We start from the raw sequence: 19,254 nt of genomic DNA, 5'->3' as shown, positions 1-19,254 counted from the left end.
TCAGTTTAGGATACGTTAATGTCATTTGAATTTTTTTTAGGCTCGCTTGAAATTGGGCTTATTTACGCTTTAGTCAGTCTGGGTGTTTTTATCTCTTTTCGTTTACTTGATTTCCCAGATTTAACCGCTGATGGAAGTTTTCCATTAGGAGGGGCAATTTGTGGTTTATGTTTATATACCGGAATTGACCCTTGGATAGCAACATTATTCGGCACACTTGGTGGCTGCATTGCAGGCATGATCACAGGCTGGTTGTATGTAAAACTTAATATTCTTCAGCTTTTATCTAGTATCATTGTTATGATTGGTCTATATTCAATTAATCTACGTATTTTAGGACTTGCTCCATACATTATGGAGGAAACAACTAGAATGGCTGGATCACCTAATTTATCATTACTTGATGCAAAAACAATCTTCTCTCCTTTTATTAATGCTGATTACACCAATCAATATATTGTTCAACCTTTAATGGTTCTAGGATTTGTGCTGATTTTATGGTGGCTATTAAACTGTTTTTTAAATACCCAGAAAGGACTCGCACTAAGAGCAACCGGAACGAATGCCAGGATGGCAAGAGCACAAGGAATCCCTACGGGGGGAATAACTATTTTAGGGATGGCCATTTCAAATGGCTTAATTGCTCTAGGTGGCTCATTATTTATACAAACACAAGGGGGAGCAGATATAACCATCGGTGTAGGGACAATTGTGATTGGGCTTGCTTCAATTATTATTGGCGAGAGCATCTTTCCGGCTAAACGAATGTGGGTTGTATTATTATCAGTTATTTTTGGCTCAATTTTATACCGACTATTTATTGCGATTGCACTCGGCAATGAGTTATTACAAAATGTCGGGATCGGTACAGAAGATCTTAATCTAATTACCGCTATTTTAGTCGTATTAGCATTAGTATTACCTAAACAATTAAAAAAATGGGCACATAAACGAGGAAGATCAGCATGATAAAAGTGGAAGAATTACAGTTAACTTTTAATGCTGGTACACCAATTGAAAATCATGTGCTACGAGGATTAAATTTAAGCATAAAAGAAGGCGAGTTTGTTACGATTATTGGTAGTAATGGTGCAGGTAAAAGCTCATTATTGAATGTAATTAGTGGTGATCTTATTGCCGACTCAGGCTATGTAATCATTAATGATAAAGATGTTTCCCGCTTACCTGCTTGGAGAAGAGCGGGAATGGTAGCAAGAGTATTTCAAGATCCGATGATTGGTACTTGCGAAAACCTAACCATTGAAGAAAATTTAGCGATTGCCTACAATAGAGGAAGTAAACAACGCTTAAAACCAGCATTAAACCACCATATTCGAGATCTATTTAGAGAAAAGCTTACTATTCTCAATTTAGGTTTAGAAAATCGATTATCCGATATGATGGGATTATTATCAGGAGGGCAACGGCAAGCCATTAGCCTTTTGATGTCAACATTACAGCCTTCTAAGATATTACTACTGGATGAACATACTGCGGCCCTAGATCCTAAAACAGCAAAATTTGTGCTTGAACTAACGGCACAAATTGTTGCAGAGAATAAACTTACCACAATGATGGTTACTCATTCGATGAAGCAAGCACTGGAATACGGTACACGAACTGTCATGCTACATCAAGGCAAAGTTGTTTTAGATGTAGCGGGAGAAGAACGAAAACGTATGACCGTAAATGACTTGCTAAATATGTTTGAAAAGACGCGTGGTGAAGAGCTCACCGATGATGCTTTATTGTTAGGCTAATTGACTCACTACTGCAATAGTTTCTCTACACTATTTTGCAGTAGCAGTTAACGAACTTTACCTTAAATTATTACTTTATGCACTTCTATCAATCTAATAAATAATAAAAATATAATCATATAAAAAAAGCCAATTCAATTATTGGCGTTTTTATTTTTCTAAAGATAAAAAGCTACTCTTTTATGCGTCCATGAATATAGTCTTGCTCATAACTACGCGCTTTTTTATCATCAAATATATGCTCCCAGCGGGCAATGACTATAGCAGCAAGAGCATTGCCTACGACATTAACAACTGTCCGTCCCATATCTAAAATACGTTCAACACCCATAATGTAACCAATTCCTTCTAAGGGAATACCTACACTACCAAGGGTTGCAGATAAAACTAAAATAGATGCACCTGGTACTCCAGCTATTCCTTTTGATGCAATCATTAGCGTAATAACAATAATGATTTGTTGCATAAGAGAAAGATCTATCTGGAATAATTGCGCTAAAAAAATCACAGTGATACTCTGGTAAAGGGTTGAGCCATCTAAATTAAAAGAGTAACCCGTTGGGATCACAAAACTTGTCACCGACTTAGGTGCGCCATATGCTTCCATTTTCTCAATAATTTTAGGTAACGCAGTTTCAGAACTCGCGGTAGAAAAAGCAATAATTAACTCTTCTTTTAAAATTCGTAATAGCATAAAAATATTAAATTTACACAGTTTACAAACTAACCCTAATACGCCGATAGTAAATACTGCCATTGCGAGATAAACCACTAAAACTAATTTTAATAGTGGCATTAATGAAGCAAAACCATACTTGGCAATCGTTACTGACATTAAGGCGAAGACACCAATTGGCGCGTAACGCATAATAATATTGGTTACTTTAAACATGGTGTCAGAAATAACTTTCAAAAATGCAACAAATGGTTCGCGTTGTTTATCTGGTAGCTGCATTAGCCCCAGACCGAAAAACACGCAAAAGAAGATAACAGGAAGTATTTCGCCATTACTCATCGCTTTAAAAATATTAGACGGGATCATATCAAGGATCATAACAATCAAGCCATGAGGTTTATCACTTAGCGCTGAGCTCTGAGCGATATATTTTGATACATCAGCGTGGCCTAATTGCGCCGAATTAACACCAAGCCCAGGGCTAAATAGATTACCGAAAAGCAGACCCAATAAAATAGCAATTGTGGTGATAACTTCAAAATAAAGTATCGTCTTGAAACCTAAAGTCCCTAGCCGCTTTGAACCCCCTAGCCCCGCAATACCCAAAGTTAACGTACTCAAAATGATAGGCAATACAATCATTTTTATCATGCTAATAAAAATATTACCCGCCGGTTGCAAGATATTTATGATAGTAAATTGATAGTATGAGTATAACGAATGAGACTCATGTGAAACGATATTCAAAATAGCGCCAAAGGCAATCCCTAACACCAAAGCAAAAAGTATTTGCCAAGCTAAGCTCCGGCAAAATTTTCGTATGATTGATGACATGCTTATCCCTATAATTATTAAAGCTGTGCAAATATTTTTAGAAAAAAAGGATTAGTCGCACACTAATCCTTTATGTATAAAACCGATATTATTCTTGCAAAGGTACTGGTGAGATGGCCAATTCATCATCCACCATATTTTCATCGTCAGTCTCAGCAACTCTCTGCAAACCGACAACTTTTTCATTTTCTGCTGTCCTAATTAGCGTAACACCTTGTGTATTACGACCCACAATACTGACTTCGGCAACTCGAGTTCGGACTAAAGTCCCGGCATCAGTTATAAGCATGATTTGATCACTATCGGCAACTTGCACCGCACCTACGACTAAGCCATTTCTTTCGCTTACTTTGATGGAAATAACGCCTTTCGTTGCACGGGACTTAGTTGGGTAAGAAGACTGCTCTGTTCGTTTGCCATAGCCGTTCTGTGTTGCAGTTAAAATTGCACCATCGCCACGAGGAACAATCAATGAGACGACCTTATCATCTTTATCCAATTTTATGCCTCGAACACCGGCTGCAGTCCGTCCCATTGTTCGTACTTTATTAGCAGGGAACCGAACAACTTTACCATTAGCGGAGAACAACATGATATCCTCAGTACTAGATATTTCCGTCGATTCATCATCTTCTGATTCTATCTCTTCAATAATTATATCATCATTTAGTTCTTCATCATCAAGTACTAAAGACGGATCATTGCTAGTCAAGTCAACCCCAATAAGTTCATCGTCATCACGTAAATTGATTGCGATAATTCCCCCACTACGAGGACGACTAAATTCGATTAATGATGTTTTCTTCACTGTACCCTGTGCAGTTGCCATAAAGACACCATGTTCATCATCAAACTCTTTTACTGGCAAGATTGCAGTAATACGTTCGTTTGTTTCCAATGGAAGAAGATTAATAATTGGCCGACCTCTGGCGCCACGGCTTGCTTCTGGTAACTGATAGACTTTCATCCAGTATAAGCGACCACGACTTGAGAAGCATAAAATAGTATCATGGGTATTAGCGACTAATAACTTCTCAACAAAATCTTCTTCTTTAATTCTTGTCGCTGATTTACCTTTACCACCACGACGCTGCGCTTCATAATCAGATAAAGGTTGGTATTTGACATAACCCTGATGAGATAACGTTACGACAACATCTTCTTGAGCAATTAAATCTTCAATATTAATATCCGCAGTACTTGCTGTGATTTCAGTACGCCTTGCATCTTCAAACTGCGCTTTAATGCTCTCTAGCTCTTCACGAATAACTGCCATCAAACGCTCAGGGTTTGATAAAATATTTAATAATTCAGCGATTTGAACTAATAACTCTTTATATTCATCTAGAATTTTTTCATGCTCAAGACCCGTTAAGCGATGCAAACGAAGCTCTAAAATAGCTTGAGCTTGGGCTTCTGACAAATAGTAATGACCGTCGCGGATACCAAACTCAGGCGCTAAATCTTCTGGCCTTGCTGCATCATTACCTGCTTTTTCAAGCATTGACGCTACGTGACCTAATTGCCAAGCTCGAGCGAGAAGCTTTTCTTTTGCTTCTGCAGGCGTTGCCGCGCTACGAATCAGCTCGATAACGGGATCAATATTCGCTAAGGCAATAGCAAGACCTTCTAAGACATGCGCACGCTCACGGGCTTTGCGTAATTCAAAAATCGTTCTACGTGTCACAACTTCACGGCGGTGTAGAACGAATGCCTCAATCATATCGCGTAAAGTTAGTAATTTTGGTTGCCCTTTGTGCAACGCAACCATATTCATGCCGAACGTAACTTGTAATTGAGTTAATGAGTAAAGGTTATTTAAAACCACCTCACCAACAGCATCGCGCTTAATTTCGATAACGATACGCATACCATCTTTATCTGATTCATCACGTAACGCGGAAATTCCTTCAACCTTTTTATCTTTAACTAGCTCTGCAATTTTTTCAATTAATCTAGCCTTGTTAACTTGATAAGGTAATTCATGAACGATAATCGTTTCACGTCCTGTTTTCTCATCAGCCTGAACTTCAGCCTTAGAACGGATATAAATTTTACCTCTTCCTGTTCTATAGGCATCTTCGATGCCTTTTCTACCATTAATAATGGCTGCTGTCGGGAAGTCAGGTCCGGGGATATGCGCCATTAAGCCATCAACGGTAATAGTGTCATCTTCAATAAATGCTAGGCAGCCATTGATGACTTCACCTAAATTATGTGGCGGAATATTGGTCGCCATACCGACAGCGATACCCGATGAACCATTAACTAACAAAGCGGGGATCTTGGTTGGTAACACATCAGGGATTTGCTCAGTACCATCGTAGTTAGGAACAAAATCGACCGTCTCTTTCTCTAAGTCGGCCAACAATTCATGAGCGATTTTTGACATACGAATTTCGGTATAACGCATCGCCGCCGCAGAATCGCCATCGACAGAACCAAAGTTACCTTGACCGTCAACCAACATATATCGAAGAGAAAAAGGCTGTGCCATACGAACGATCGTATCATATACAGCTGTATCACCATGCGGATGATATTTACCAATTACGTCCCCGACAACACGCGCTGATTTTTTATAAGCTTTATTCCAATCATTATTTAAGACATTCATCGCAAAAAGTACGCGACGATGAACAGGCTTAAGTCCATCTCGTACATCGGGTAATGCTCGCCCAACAATAACCGACATAGCATAATCAAGATAAGATGTTTTTAGCTCTTCTTCGATATCGACAGGCGTAATTTCTTTAGCCAGTTCAACTTTAGATAAATCGGTCATAAAACCACTTTCTCACTAGATAAAATATAAACAAAAAGATGCAGAATTATATCATAAAATTACGTGCTTAGTCAGTGTAAAATTGAAATAAATTGACGTTATACACAATATGTTAATACATCATTTGTTGCTTCAATTTATATATACAATAGTTCACTCACTCGCTGGCGTTTTAAAACTTTACTTTTTATCTTTTTAGTAAGCTAACTATTTTGTTGATAAATAGAGCTTTAATTTCGTTAAGAGCCTATTTTAGAATAGACAATGCAATAAAAAAACGCCACCAAGGTGACGTTTTAGTTGGATAGAATAACTAACTATAAAATTAGCTTATTTAATTTTATTAAGTAAGCCACCTATAATATCTTTAGCTTTTGTGTTGTCATTTGATTCATCGGGTGATTCAGTCTGATTCTTTGTGTTATCTTTATTGTTACCACTTAATCGCTCTTTCAGTCTATCAAGCTCATTATTTAATTTATTATTTAAAACATCTTTGATAAGTTTTTCAGCTAAAACTTTATAATGTAACTCATCAAATGAGCCATAAAACTGCAATGGAATCGCGATCTTTTGCAATTTCTGAATTGTTTTGCTATCACCATTCCAACCACCTAAAATTTTAACTTGCAAATTAATATCTAGGTCGCGCTGGCTCAATCGAATTAAACCATCGCCAGTAACATCTAATGTTGCTGAGAGTGCTTTAATCGATGACAAATTAGCATTACCACCTCCAAGCTGTGCATTAGCGCTAATTTCTTGTAATTCGGTATATTTTTGATACTCACTTTCAGTAATAGACTCTTTAGAATATTGCGCAATAGCATTTTGAATGATATGTTGAATGTTCAAATTATCAAATCGAGCATTATTAATTTTCACAGCTAGATTGCCTGTTAGTGCATTTATAATTTTATCTGAATTAATGGTATCTGTTGCAATTTGGCCATCAGCATTAAACTGACCTTTAAAATTATTGGTTAATGCTAGTTGTTCTAACAATACTCCTAAATCAATATCCGATACTTTTGTCGATAGCTTAATTGCCATGGTCGGTTGTTTACCATTAGCAATTCCCTCAGCCTGAATATGACCATTAGCTGCGTCTAAACTAATTTTACTGAGTGTCGCTATTCCCTCTTTATTTACCGCATCAACAATAAAGTTATTAATAATCAATTTATTGGCAATTAGCTCATTAACGGTAAAATTAAACTTAGCATCGAATGCTTGTAAAAATTCGAGTTCATTACCTTTGGTATTTTTGCTAACAACAACAGGGACCGTTTGTGATGATTGGTTTATATCATTATTTTTTTGATCAGCGCTGGAGGCCAGAAATGGGGTTAAATCAAATTTATCAGCGGTAAATAGTGCCTCAAAATAAGGTTTTTTATTTAAATCAGCTTTCAATTGACCTGTTATTTTGTTGTCATTTAGCGTTAAGGAGAAATCCTTACTATTTAAAGTTAATGGCGACTGCTGATAATTGAATGTAGCTTTAACTTCTCCCTTCAATTCCCCCAAAGGCACGCCAACACCTTTATAATCATAAGTTAATTTTTTCAAATCAACTTGGGCTGTTTTAGGGAAATTAGCTAAATCAACATCGGCATTTAAGGCATAAATAAAGTCTTGCTGATCACGGTTAACACTACCACTTAAATTTACCGCAACATTTTTATTGTCTTTTTGTGTAACTGAGATATTAATGTCTCTGAAATTAATAATATTTTTATCTTGTTGATAAATAACAGTACTATCGGCGATATCAAGCTTATTTAATGAGAAAGACCATGTTGAAGCAGCAGTCTCTTTATCTGATGTCACAACTGGTGTGGTATTGACAGTTGTTATTGGTTTATTACCGCTTGCTATATTACCTTTACTATCGTCGGTAATATTAATGATAGCGGCTTTAACTAATACATTTTTAACCACTAATTCTTTTGAAAACAAAGGAAATAGTTCCACATCAAGGCGCATGTTATCTGCTGTTAAAATAGGCTTGCTAGCCCCAGAGTCAACGAGTCTAACCGAGTCAGTCAGAATACTAATTTGTGGCCAAATATGCCAACGCAAATCACCTTCAATCGTTAACTCATAACCTGTTTTCTCTTTAACCGTATTTGAGATAAATCCCTTAAAATTATTAGGATCAACAAATACAACTAAAGTAATGATTCCAGCAACAACAATAACGATCAAAATAAATAGCGTGAGTAATATTTTCTTAATCATCAACTTAATTCCTTCTATTAATCTTTGTCTATTCGACTTGCAACTACACCTTGCTGACCTTTATATTTGGCATCTTGACGCCGATTATAAGGTCTTGCCGCTGGCCCACTTAATGTTTCAAAACTAAGTGCACCTATAGTCATACCTGGCCGTAGTGCTAAGGGAAGTTTACCTGAATTGTAGAACTCTAATACTATTTGACCGTTCCAACCAGGATCAATACGGTGCGCAGTAACATGAACCATTAAACCTAACCTTGCAAGAGATGATCGCCCATCAAGCCAACCGACTAAGTTGTCAGGAATGGTAACCGACTCTAAGGTTACCGCTAATGCTAACTCTCCTGGATGAAGATAAAATGCCTCGTCCTTTGCAAGAACAATTTCATCGCTCATTACCCTTTCCAAGGATGCTGATACTTCGTCTTTGGGACCACTTAAATCAATATAAGCAGTAGTATGTTCGCGAAATGTTCTAAACTGATTACCTAGCCTTACATCAACAGTGGCACCGTTAATGCAACTAACGGCTGGTTGGGGGATTATTTTTAGCTTTCCATCTGCTAAATAAGCCTCTATATCTCGATCACATAACCTCATTTGCTTAACTCCAAGCAATAATTAATTTATTACCCATCATTTTAACAGGTAATTCGTTGTTTGATAAATATATTCTATTTTTAGCATCAGTATATAGATTTAAATAAATAGTCGCTATATAATTAACCTCCTCACAATAAACTTCAGTTTTATAACAGTATGAATTCTATTGCTTATTAGGACGACCTAATAAGATTTATTAATGGTAGGGACGACCCTAATTTTTAATAAAGGAATGAAATATGGCTTGGGTTTATCTTCTTATTGCTGGTTTTTTTGAAATCATCTGGGTTATTGGTCTAAAATATAGTCATGGTTTTACTCGTATAACACCAAGCATCATAACAGTGGTAACGATGATGTGTAGCTTTTTCTTACTTTCTTACGCAATGAAAACACTACCAATGGGCACGTCTTATGCTATTTGGACGAGTGTAGGTATTGTTGGCTCAACCATTATTGGAATATTAATCTTTAATGAATCTTTGAGTTTTTTACGATTATTGTGCTTATTCATGATACTCGTTGGCGTCATCGGTTTAAAACTTACACATTAAATAACATTAACCAAAGTTGAGATATTATTTATTTCAATAACTGCCCCTAACTTGCTGGGGCTTTTTTATTGGGTTTAATGCTACCTGAATAAAAATCTTCAAATTATTGTCTGCCGTTAATGTTAATGTATATTTGCGATCAATTAGTCTACTTTTCACTATTTTGGCACTCGTATTATGAATCCTATTTTTATTACTATCGGTATGCTAACGCTTAGTAATCTTTTTATGACATTTGCTTGGTATGGACATCTCAAATACTTTCACCATAAAGCGTGGATTATTGCAGCATTAGTCAGCTGGGGCATTGCTTTATTTGAATATTTACTGCAAGTACCAGCTAACCGGATTGGTTACGAAGTTGCATCCGCAGGGCAACTAAAAATTATTCAAGAAGTGCTCAGTCTAAGTGTCTTCATCCCCTTCTCGCTATTTGTGCTCAAAGAGCCGTTTAGGTTTGATTATGTATGGGCAGGTTTATGCTTACTTGGGGCCGTATTTTTTATGTTTCGCGATAAAATCACTGGATAATTCTGATTATTTAAATATCCATCCCCGCTATTATATATTTAGGCAGATAACATCGGTGAAAATAGTGTAAATAATTTATTACATTTAAATGTTAATTAGTAATATTAATACAAAATTCATTTACTAATATTGAATTTTATGTTTACATAGATAACTTAAAATTGTAAATATTTATTTACTATCTATGTAAACATTGAAACAGCGGTAATAGTTAAAGGTTAATATCATGCTAAAAGATAAATTAAATAATATTCGTATTAAAAGCGAGCAAAGGCTAATTACACCCGATGAAATAAAGAAGCTGTATCCATTAGAAAGTGGTTTAGAAAACCAGATTGCTGAATCTAGGCAAAAGATAGTTGATATATTAGAACGTAAAGATCCGCGCTTACTTGTTGTTTGTGGTCCATGTTCAGTCCATGACCCTAAGTCTGCGATCGAATATGCACATAAGCTTAAAAAACTATCTAATGAATTAAGTGAACACCTCTTTATTGTTATGCGTGTTTATTTTGAAAAACCAAGAACAACCGTTGGCTGGAAAGGATTGATCAATGATCCTCATATGGATAGCTCATTTGACATAGAGCACGGGTTAAAAAAAGCCAGAAAATTACTCTTAGACATCACTCAAATAGGATTACCCATTGCGACAGAAGCACTTGACCCAAATACGCCACAATACATTGGTGATTTGATCAGTTGGTCTGCAATTGGCGCTAGAACAACTGAATCACAAACACATAGAGAAATGGCATCGGGGCTGTCTATGCCTGTTGGCTTTAAAAATGGTACTGATGGTAATTTGGACGTTGCAATTAATGCCATGAAATCAGCGTCAATGCCGCACCGCTTTGTAGGAATGAACCAACAAGGTCAAGTGAGTGTACTACAAACTGATGGAAATCCGCATGGACATGTTATTTTACGTGGCGGTAAAACACCAAATTTTGATGCCGAGAACGTAAACAAATGCGAGGCTCAAATGAATCAATCGGGTTTAATTGCTAACTTAATGATTGACTGCAGTCATGGCAATTCAAATAAAGATTATCGTCGCCAATCTATAGTTGCCGACTCAATTATAGATCAAATCAAAAATGGTAATAACTCAATTATAGGTATAATGATCGAAAGTAATCTTTGTGAGGGTAATCAATCGTCAGAACAATCACAAGAAAATATAATATATGGTGTATCAGTAACTGATGCTTGTATTAGCTGGGATACAACGGAACAATTATTACGCAAAATGGATAATGAACTAGGTGCAGCTCTTATAGCTCGTCAAAAGTAGCATTTACCTCATCGTTCAAGCTAGAAATCCGCATAGCAATTGGGATTTCTAGCTTATCCGTTTATATTTAAAATTACGTAATGTATAAATGACTCCTTCGAGTATTAGTATGCACACGGCTCCCCAGATTAACCCATATGAAATAAGATGCTCAGATGAAATCGTTTCGTTTAAGAATACGATTGAAACAACCGCAAGTAAAATAGGCTCAACATAGCCAAGTAAACCAAATAATCCGAGAGGCAATAGATGGCTGGCTGAAAAATAAGCTGCAAATGCAATAGCCGTAATAATGCCAAGCAAAGGAATATAAATATGAAAATGAACAACATCTTCTATGATTTTTTGCATATCATACTGAACAATAAAATAAACCAAGCAACCTAATGCGATGAAAAAAAAGTCAGAAAACGTCCCTGCAATACCATCAATATTCATGCCACGACGAAACATAAAGTAGACTGGATAACCGACACAAATGATTACTGTTTCCCACGAAAAAGCCCCCGTAATATAAACTTCCGAGATAACACCGAAAAGAGCTAGAATCACTGCTATTTTTTGAAAAAGACTAAAATGCTCTTTATAAAAAACCCGCCCTGCAACCACCATAGTTAGCGGTAACATAAAATATCCCAATGACGTTGATAAAGCGTTGCCACTTAAGGGGGCCCACACAAAAATCAACATTTGGACAGCAACCAAGGAGGCTGAAAAAATTAGTGCTAGAAGGAACAAGGGCTGAGCTTGAACACGACGAAATAGCTCGACAACAGCTTGCCATCTTCGCTCAGCAAAAACTAATAATACAATTGCAGGGAACGACATTAACAAACGCCAACAAAAAATATCAACCACCGAGAGAGGCTTTAGAAGAACTGGATAATAATAAACCACTCCAAAAAGGCAAGATGCTGCTAATGACAATAATATGCCTTTATACATTTCTCATTCCAAATAGTAAACTTTACACAAAAAAATAGCGTTAATTAGCTAATTAACGCTATCGCTGATAGTTAATATGTCTAACCGATATATTCTATGCCACCCATATAAGGAATTAGAACAGTAGGTATTTTGATTTTGCCATCAGCCTGCTGGTAGTTTTCCATAATTGCGACTAAAGTACGTCCAACCGCAAGGCCTGAACCATTTAAGGTGTGGACTAAATGTGTTTTATTATCAGTTTTACTACGGTAACGCGCCTGCATACGTCTGGCTTGGAAATCCCACATATTTGAGCAAGATGAAATCTCTCGATAGGTATTTTGCGCAGGAACCCATACTTCTAAATCATAGGTTTTACGTGAACCAAAACCCATATCGCCAGTACAAAGAACGATCTTACGGTAAGGTAAATCTAATAATTGCAAAACTTTTTCCGCATGAGATGTTAATTCTTCTAATGCTTGCATTGATTCTTCAGGTTTAACAATTTGCACTAACTCTACTTTATCAAATTGATGCATGCGAATTAAACCACGCGTATCTCTGCCATAAGAGCCTGCTTCAGAGCGAAAGCATGGAGTATGTGCTGTCATTTTTAGCGGTAAAACATCTTCATCAAGAATCTCATCACGAACAAGATTAGTAACCGGTACTTCGGCCGTTGGAATTAAACCGTAATTGCTCGTGTCAGCCTCTTCTTCTAATGGCTTCGTATGAAAGAGGTCTTTGCCAAATTTAGGTAACTGTCCTGTGCCATACAAAGTTGCTTGATTAACTAAGTAAGGAACATACATTTCACTGTAGCCATGCTGTTCAGTGTGTAAATCAAGCATGAATTGTGCTAAAGCTCGATGCAATCGGGCAATCTGTCCTTTCATAACAACAAATCGTGCACCGGTTAATTTTACTGCAGCGGCAAAATCAAGCCCTCCGATCCTTTCACCCAAAGCGACATGATCTTGCACAGTAAAATCAAACTGTTTTGGAGTACCAAAACGCGATACTTCAACATTTCCTGTCTCATCTTTACCGTCAGGCACACTATCATCAGGAATATTGGGAATCGTTGAATGTATATCCCTAATTTTGGTCAATAATTCATCTAACTCTTTTTTAGTTGCATCTAAATTATCACCTAATTGATTAACTTCCTCGCGAACCGATGAAATATCTTCACCACGAGCTTTCGCCTCACCGATCGATTTCGAGCGAGCGTTTCTTTCTGCCTGTAAATTTTCAGTTTTAACTTGCAAAATTTTACGTTTGTCTTCTAGCTCACGAATAGCATCTACGTCTAACTTATATCCCCGACGTGCTAATTTTTGTGCCACTAGATCTAACTCATTACGTAGTAAATTAGGATCTAACATAATTAATGACCTATTTTTTATTATGAATAAATGTAAAAAAATATCTGACTATTATACGCCATTTTAGCATGCAGTACAGTTTTGAATAAATAGCTTGAAACTAAAATAGCTAATGCGATAAATAGAGATAGCTTAATGGTTACTGCTAATTATAGAATGAGTAAAAATAGAGATAAAATAATATGTTATTATTTTGTTGATTCTTTATCAGAAAAAAATAGTGATATAGTTCTAATTTGGCGTATACTATGCGCCTCATAAAACCATTGTTTTTTTGAGGCTATTAGTTTTGAGTGCCAATAATACTAATAATAATATTGTATCTTCCTTATCCCCTGCGGAAATGACATCAATAGCAGAAAACGTTGCACATTACAAAATAAGTAAAAAGTCACTCACTACTCTATTTTCCGCTATTACTGCGGGTGTATTTATCTCTATAGGGTTTGTTTCATACATAATTATCACCACCAGTATGTCTGGTGAAGCTGCATCTGGCGTATTAAAATATGTTGGAGGAGCAGCATTCTCATTAGGATTAATGCTAGTTGTTGCTTGTGGTGCTGACCTTTTTACTTCAACGATATTAACTATTTTACCGAAAATGACGCATAAAATTACTTGCTATCAAATGACTCGTAATTGGGTACTGGTCTACATTGGTAATTTTATTGGCGCCCTCTTTTTTGTTGCAGTGATTTGGTTTTCAGCTCAACACATGACGATGAATGGACAATGGGGACTAAATATTTTACAAACAGCTGAGCATAAAGTGCACCATACATTTGTTGAAGCTGTCTGCTTAGGATTTTTAGCTAATTTAATGGTTTGCCTCGCGGTTTGGCTAAGCTATGCAGGGCGATCACTTTTAGACAAAATGTTAGTAATGGTTTTTCCTATTGCAATGTTTGTTGGTAACGGTTTTGAACATAGCATTGCAAACATGTTTATGATCCCGATGGGAATTGTGATCCATCATTTTGCAACACCTGATTTTTGGACTATGATAGCGGTATCGCCAGATACATTTGACGACTTAACAATTAATCACTTCTTAATTAATAACTTAATTCCTGTTACAATAGGCAATATTCTAGGTGGGCTTGCTGTTGCTCTCTCCTATTGGGGACTTTATTTACGTAGACAACATTGATTTTATATTATTTGCCCTTACATTTAGGGTAGGTAAAGTTTTTTTAATTTGAGGTAACATACTATGAGTAATTTAAACGAAGTACAAGCTGCTGCTTGGAAAGGCTTTAAAGATGGCGAGTGGCAAAAAAATGTCGATGTCCGAGAGTTTATTCAAAAAAACTATACACCTTATGAGGGTGACGAAACGTTCTTAGCTGGTGCAACAGACGCAACAACGAAGTTATGGGATAAAGTCATGGATGGCATTAAAATTGAAAATGCGACCCATGCCCCTGTTGATTTTGATACCAGCGTTATTTCAACAATTACCGCTCATGATGCAGGCTATATTGAAAAAGATTTAGAAAAAATCGTCGGCCTTCAAACAGAAAAACCGCTAAAAAGAGCAATGATTCCGTTTGGAGGCATTAAAATGATCGAAGGATCATGCAAAGCATATAATCGCGAGCTTGATCCGGAAGTCAAAAAAATCTTTACTGAGTACCGTAAAACCCATAACCAAGGTGTTTTTGATATCTATACACCAGATATTCTTCGGTGCCGTAAATCGGGCGTAATCACTGGTCTTCCTGATGCTTATGGTCGCGGTCGTATTATTGGTGACTACCGTCGTGTTGCACTTTATGGTATTGACTTCTTGATGAAAGATAAATTTGCACAATTCAACTCACTACAAGCTGATTTTGAAAACGGTGTTGATTTACAAATGACAATGCAACGCCGTGAAGAAATTGCTGAACAGCATCGTGCATTAGGCCAAATTAAAGAGATGGCAGCTAAATATGGCTACGATATCTCTGGTCCGGCTAAGACTGCACAAGAAGCGGTACAGTGGACATATTTTGGTTACCTTGCGGCGGTTAAATCGCAAAATGGTGCCGCGATGTCATTAGGTCGTACTTCTACATTTTTTGATATCTACTTTGCGCGTGATCTTGCTGCAGGTTTAATTACCGAACAACAAGCTCAGGAAATTATTGATCACTTCGTCATGAAATTGCGTATGGTTCGATTCTTACGTACTCCTGAATATGATGAATTGTTCTCTGGTGACCCAATTTGGGCAACAGAATCACTTGCAGGTATGGGGATTGACGGTCGTACGTTAGTAACTAAAACATCTTTCCGTTTCTTAAATACGCTTTATACTATGGGACCTTCACCCGAGCCAAACATGACTATTCTTTGGTCAGAAAAGTTACCACAAGGATTTAAGAACTACTCAGCTAAAGTATCTATCGATACCTCATCATTACAGTATGAAAATGATGACTTGATGCGACCTGACTTCAATAATGATGACTATGCAATCGCCTGTTGTGTTAGCCCTATGATTGTCGGTAAACAAATGCAATTCTTTGGTGCGCGAGCAAACCTTGCTAAAACACTACTTTACGCAATCAATGGTGGGGTGGATGAAAAATTAAAAATTCAAGTCGGTCCTAAGTCAGCACCAATCACTGATGAATATCTGGATTTTGATGTAGTATTTGACCGTTTAGATCATTTTATGGACTGGTTAGCAAAACAATATGTTACCGCTTTAAATGCTATTCACTGGAGCCATGACAAATATAGTTATGAAGCCTCATTGATGGCATTACATGATCGTGATGTTGTTCGTACCATGGCATGCGGTATAGCCGGTCTTTCCGTTGCAGCGGATTCGCTTTCTGCAATTAAGTATGCAAAAGTAAAAACCATTCGTGATGAAGATGGTCTCGCTGTTGACTTCGCGATTGAAGGCGAGTACCCACAATTCGGTAACAATGACCCACTTGTCGATGATATTGCTGTCGATTTAGTTGAACGTTTTATGAAAAAAATTCAGAAACTAAAAACTTACCGCAATGCAATCCCTACACAATCAGTACTAACCATTACATCTAACGTTGTATATGGTAAGAAAACAGGTAATACTCCTGATGGTCGTCGTGCAGGAGCGCCGTTTGGACCAGGCGCTAACCCTATGCATGGCCGCGACCAAAAAGGCGCCGTGGCATCATTAACATCAGTTGCAAAACTACCATTTGCATATGCCAAAGATGGTATTTCTTATACTTTCTCTATCGTACCGAACGCATTAGGTAAAGATGATGATGTACGTAAACGTAACTTAGCAGGCTTAATGGATGGTTACTTCCATCATGAAGCAACTGTTGAAGGTGGCCAACACTTAAATGTTAACGTATTAAATCGTGAAACATTACTTGATGCGATGGAAAATCCGGAAAAATATCCGCAACTAACTATCCGTGTTTCAGGTTATGCAGTGCGTTTTAACTCGTTAACTAAAGAGCAACAAAAAGACGTTATTACTCGTACATTTACTACAAATATGTGATGTTAAGTAATTAAAATAATAGGTAAAGGCTCCATTAGGGGCCTTTATTTTTAATAACCAAAATAGCTACAATAATAAAAAGTAATGTGCTGCGATAATTAGAGAAGTGTAATGAATCAAAATATTATCATGACAACTCAAGAACCAATTAAAGGTCGAATTCACTCTTTCGAATCTTTCGGTACCGTTGATGGGCCTGGCATTCGTTTTATTGTCTTTTTCCAAGGCTGCTTAATGCGCTGCTTATATTGCCATAATCGTGATACTTGGGATCTTAAAGCAGGCAGAGAAGTAACTGTTGAAGCGTTAATGAAAGAAATTGTTACTTATAAACATTTTATTATTCCCAACGGTGGGGGGGTAACTGCATCTGGTGGTGAAGCAATGTTACAAGCTGAATTTGTCAAAGAATGGTTTGCCGCTTGCCATAAAGAAGGAATTGCAACATGTTTAGATACCAATGGTTATGTCAGAAATATTGACCATACCGTTGAAGCACTAATGGATGAAACTGATTTAGTTATGCTTGATATAAAACAGATGAATGATGATGTTCATCAAAAATTAGTTGGCGTATCAAATAAACGTGTTTTGGAATTTGCCCAGTACTTACAAAAAATCAATAAACGGACTTGGATCCGCTACGTTGTTGTTCCTGGCTGGTCAGATGATGATGACTCTGCCCATAAATTAGGTCAATTTATTCAAGACATGACAAATATTGAAAAAGTTGAAATGTTACCTTATCACAAAATGGGCGCATTTAAATGGGCGACTCTGGGCGATAAATATATGTTAGAAGGTATTGAACCGCCACCACGTGAAACGATGGATCGTATCCAAAAAATTATCCAAAGTTATGGGCATGATGTCACGTTTAGTAAATAATATTGCTCAAATTTAGGTGCTTATTCTAGCTATTTAACTATTTTTTTAGCGGCGTCCCTCGCCCAATTGTCAATATTGAACACCTCATCGATTGAGTTCGGTTCGCCTAAGGTTAACTGATTTAACACCTTCTCAATTGTTGGGGCTATATCCATAAAACCAATCCTTCGATTTAAAAATGCTTCAACCACGATTTCATTGGCTGCATTTAATACGGTTGTTGCCGCTTGGCCAGTTGTAAAAGCCTCTATTGCTAATTTCAGACAAGGGTAACGAGAAAAATCAGGTTGCTTAAACGTAAGTGAGGATAATTGCATAAAATCGAGAGGGGCAACACCAGAACAGATTCTATCAGGATAAGACATCGAATAAGCAATTGGCGTACACATATTGGGATTGCCTAACTGGGCAATAACACTACCATCAAGGTAACTCACCATAGAGTGAATAATTGACTGAGGATGAATAATAATATCCATCTGTTCTTGGCTGGCATTAAATAACCACCGAGCTTCAATATACTCGAGCCCTTTATTCATCATCGTTGCTGAATCAACAGAAATTTTTTTACCCATTGACCAATTAGGGTGGGCAATCGCTTGCTCTGGTGTGACATTTTGCAATACAGCCATGTCTATATCACGAAATGGTCCGCCTGATCCAGTTAGCATAATTTTATTAACACCATACTCAGATAATGATGAGAAGCCTAAATTATGTTGAATCCCAGTGGGTAAACTTTGGAAAATAGCATTATGTTCACTATCAACAGGTAATAGTTCGGCATGATAATCTTTTACTGCCTGCATAAATAGATGACCACATGTGACAAGTGACTCTTTATTAGCGAGTAAAATTCGTTTACCTTTTTTTATTGCAGCTAAAGTGGATCGCAATCCTGCTGAACCAACAATCGCCGCCATTACTTGCTCAACTTCAGCTAATTGCACTAAATCACAAATAGCTTGCTCACCAGATAATACCTCAATTGTCAGATTTAAATCTTTAAGGGCTTGCCGAAGCATTGATGCGGAATAATTATCAGCCATTGCAACATACTTAGGCAAAAATTCTACGCATTGCTCTACCATTTTTGCAACGTTTTTCCCTCCGACCAGTACATACGCCTTAAACAAAGAGGGATTTCGTCGAATAACAGATAAAGTGCTACAGCCGATAGAACCCGTTGAACCAAGAATAGCGATATTTTTTAACATCATAAAACGTCAGTGAAAATTAATATACCGCTACAATAGCGCAAAGCTT

15 protein-coding genes are annotated in these 19,254 nt (G+C 37.0%); 8 read left to right on the top strand and 7 right to left on the bottom strand.

Annotation, left to right across the window (positions count from 1 at the left end):
- Nucleotides 1-18 precede the first annotated feature (18 nt).
- Nucleotides 19-969 (top strand): ABC transporter permease, encoded by a 951-nt coding sequence (locus tag RHO12_10885; protein ID WVD65857.1) that lies wholly within the window; start codon nt 19-21, stop codon nt 967-969.
- On the top strand, nt 966-1,760 hold the full coding sequence (locus RHO12_10880) for an ABC transporter ATP-binding protein (GenBank protein ID WVD65856.1): 795 nt from the start codon (nt 966-968) through the stop codon (nt 1,758-1,760). The genes RHO12_10885 and RHO12_10880 overlap by 4 nt, the downstream gene beginning before the upstream one ends.
- Before the next feature lie 172 nt (nt 1,761-1,932).
- Here RHO12_10880 and RHO12_10875 read toward each other — a convergent pair whose 3' ends face one another.
- The 4 genes from RHO12_10875 to dcd all read right to left on the bottom strand — a co-directional run bounded on the left by RHO12_10875 (nt 1,933) and on the right by dcd (nt 8,898).
- Nucleotides 1,933-3,258 (bottom strand): cation:dicarboxylase symporter family transporter, encoded by a 1,326-nt coding sequence (locus tag RHO12_10875; GenBank protein ID WVD67404.1) that lies wholly within the window; start codon nt 3,256-3,258, stop codon nt 1,933-1,935.
- Nucleotides 3,259-3,358: 100 nt separating this feature from the next.
- Nucleotides 3,359-6,055 carry a DNA topoisomerase (ATP-hydrolyzing) subunit A gene (gene gyrA / locus RHO12_10870; GenBank protein WVD65855.1) on the bottom strand — a complete coding sequence of 899 codons (2,697 nt, stop codon included), beginning with the start codon at nt 6,053-6,055 and terminating at the stop codon, nt 3,359-3,361.
- A 330-nt stretch (nt 6,056-6,385) separates the two neighbouring features.
- The gene (gene asmA, locus RHO12_10865) at nt 6,386-8,299 is read right to left on the bottom strand and encodes an outer membrane assembly protein AsmA (protein WVD65854.1); all 1,914 of its coding nucleotides are present in this window, start codon (nt 8,297-8,299) and stop codon (nt 6,386-6,388) included.
- 17 nt (nt 8,300-8,316) lie between these two features.
- Nucleotides 8,317-8,898: a dCTP deaminase gene (dcd, locus tag RHO12_10860; GenBank protein WVD65853.1), complete on the bottom strand. Its 582-nt coding sequence runs from the start codon at nt 8,896-8,898 to the stop codon at nt 8,317-8,319.
- A 242-nt stretch (nt 8,899-9,140) separates the two neighbouring features.
- On the opposite strand from dcd, the gene sugE reads away from it, so the two are divergent.
- From sugE to RHO12_10845, 3 genes are all read left to right on the top strand, one after another.
- The gene (gene sugE, locus RHO12_10855) at nt 9,141-9,455 is read left to right on the top strand and encodes a quaternary ammonium compound efflux SMR transporter SugE (GenBank protein WVD65852.1); all 315 of its coding nucleotides are present in this window, start codon (nt 9,141-9,143) and stop codon (nt 9,453-9,455) included.
- 177 nt (nt 9,456-9,632) lie between these two features.
- On the top strand, nt 9,633-9,986 hold the full coding sequence (locus RHO12_10850) for a DMT family protein (protein WVD65851.1): 354 nt from the start codon (nt 9,633-9,635) through the stop codon (nt 9,984-9,986).
- 226 nt (nt 9,987-10,212) lie between these two features.
- Nucleotides 10,213-11,283, top strand: a complete 1,071-nt coding sequence (locus RHO12_10845) for a 3-deoxy-7-phosphoheptulonate synthase (protein ID WVD65850.1) — start codon at nt 10,213-10,215, stop codon at nt 11,281-11,283.
- Nucleotides 11,284-11,331: 48 nt separating this feature from the next.
- Here RHO12_10845 and rarD read toward each other — a convergent pair whose 3' ends face one another.
- Nucleotides 11,332-12,228 (bottom strand): EamA family transporter RarD, encoded by an 897-nt coding sequence (gene rarD / locus RHO12_10840; protein WVD65849.1) that lies wholly within the window; start codon nt 12,226-12,228, stop codon nt 11,332-11,334.
- Between the two features lie 80 nt (nt 12,229-12,308).
- Nucleotides 12,309-13,601, bottom strand: a complete 1,293-nt coding sequence (serS, locus tag RHO12_10835) for a serine--tRNA ligase (GenBank protein WVD65848.1) — start codon at nt 13,599-13,601, stop codon at nt 12,309-12,311.
- A gap of 289 nt (nt 13,602-13,890) precedes the next feature.
- Here serS and focA point away from each other — a divergent pair, with 289 nt between their 5' ends.
- The 3 genes from focA (at nt 13,891) to pflA (ending at nt 17,988) form a co-directional block, all read left to right on the top strand.
- The gene (gene focA / locus RHO12_10830) at nt 13,891-14,754 is read left to right on the top strand and encodes a formate transporter FocA (protein WVD65847.1); all 864 of its coding nucleotides are present in this window, start codon (nt 13,891-13,893) and stop codon (nt 14,752-14,754) included.
- Between the two features lie 63 nt (nt 14,755-14,817).
- Nucleotides 14,818-17,100, top strand: coding sequence for a formate C-acetyltransferase (gene pflB, locus RHO12_10825; protein ID WVD65846.1), 2,283 nt, complete (start codon nt 14,818-14,820; stop codon nt 17,098-17,100).
- A gap of 111 nt (nt 17,101-17,211) precedes the next feature.
- Nucleotides 17,212-17,988, top strand: a complete 777-nt coding sequence (gene pflA, locus RHO12_10820; GenBank protein WVD65845.1) for a pyruvate formate lyase 1-activating protein — start codon at nt 17,212-17,214, stop codon at nt 17,986-17,988.
- A 29-nt stretch (nt 17,989-18,017) separates the two neighbouring features.
- Here pflA and ispC read toward each other — a convergent pair whose 3' ends face one another.
- Nucleotides 18,018-19,208 carry a 1-deoxy-D-xylulose-5-phosphate reductoisomerase gene (ispC, locus tag RHO12_10815; GenBank protein ID WVD65844.1) on the bottom strand — a complete coding sequence of 397 codons (1,191 nt, stop codon included), beginning with the start codon at nt 19,206-19,208 and terminating at the stop codon, nt 18,018-18,020.
- Between the last annotated feature and the right edge of the window lie 46 nt (nt 19,209-19,254).

The organism is Orbaceae bacterium lpD02 (assembly GCA_036251875.1).
In the GTDB taxonomy this organism is placed as follows: Bacteria; Pseudomonadota; Gammaproteobacteria; order Enterobacterales; family Orbaceae; genus Orbus; species Orbus sturtevantii.
This window is presented reverse-complemented; position numbering and strand designations above follow the sequence as displayed.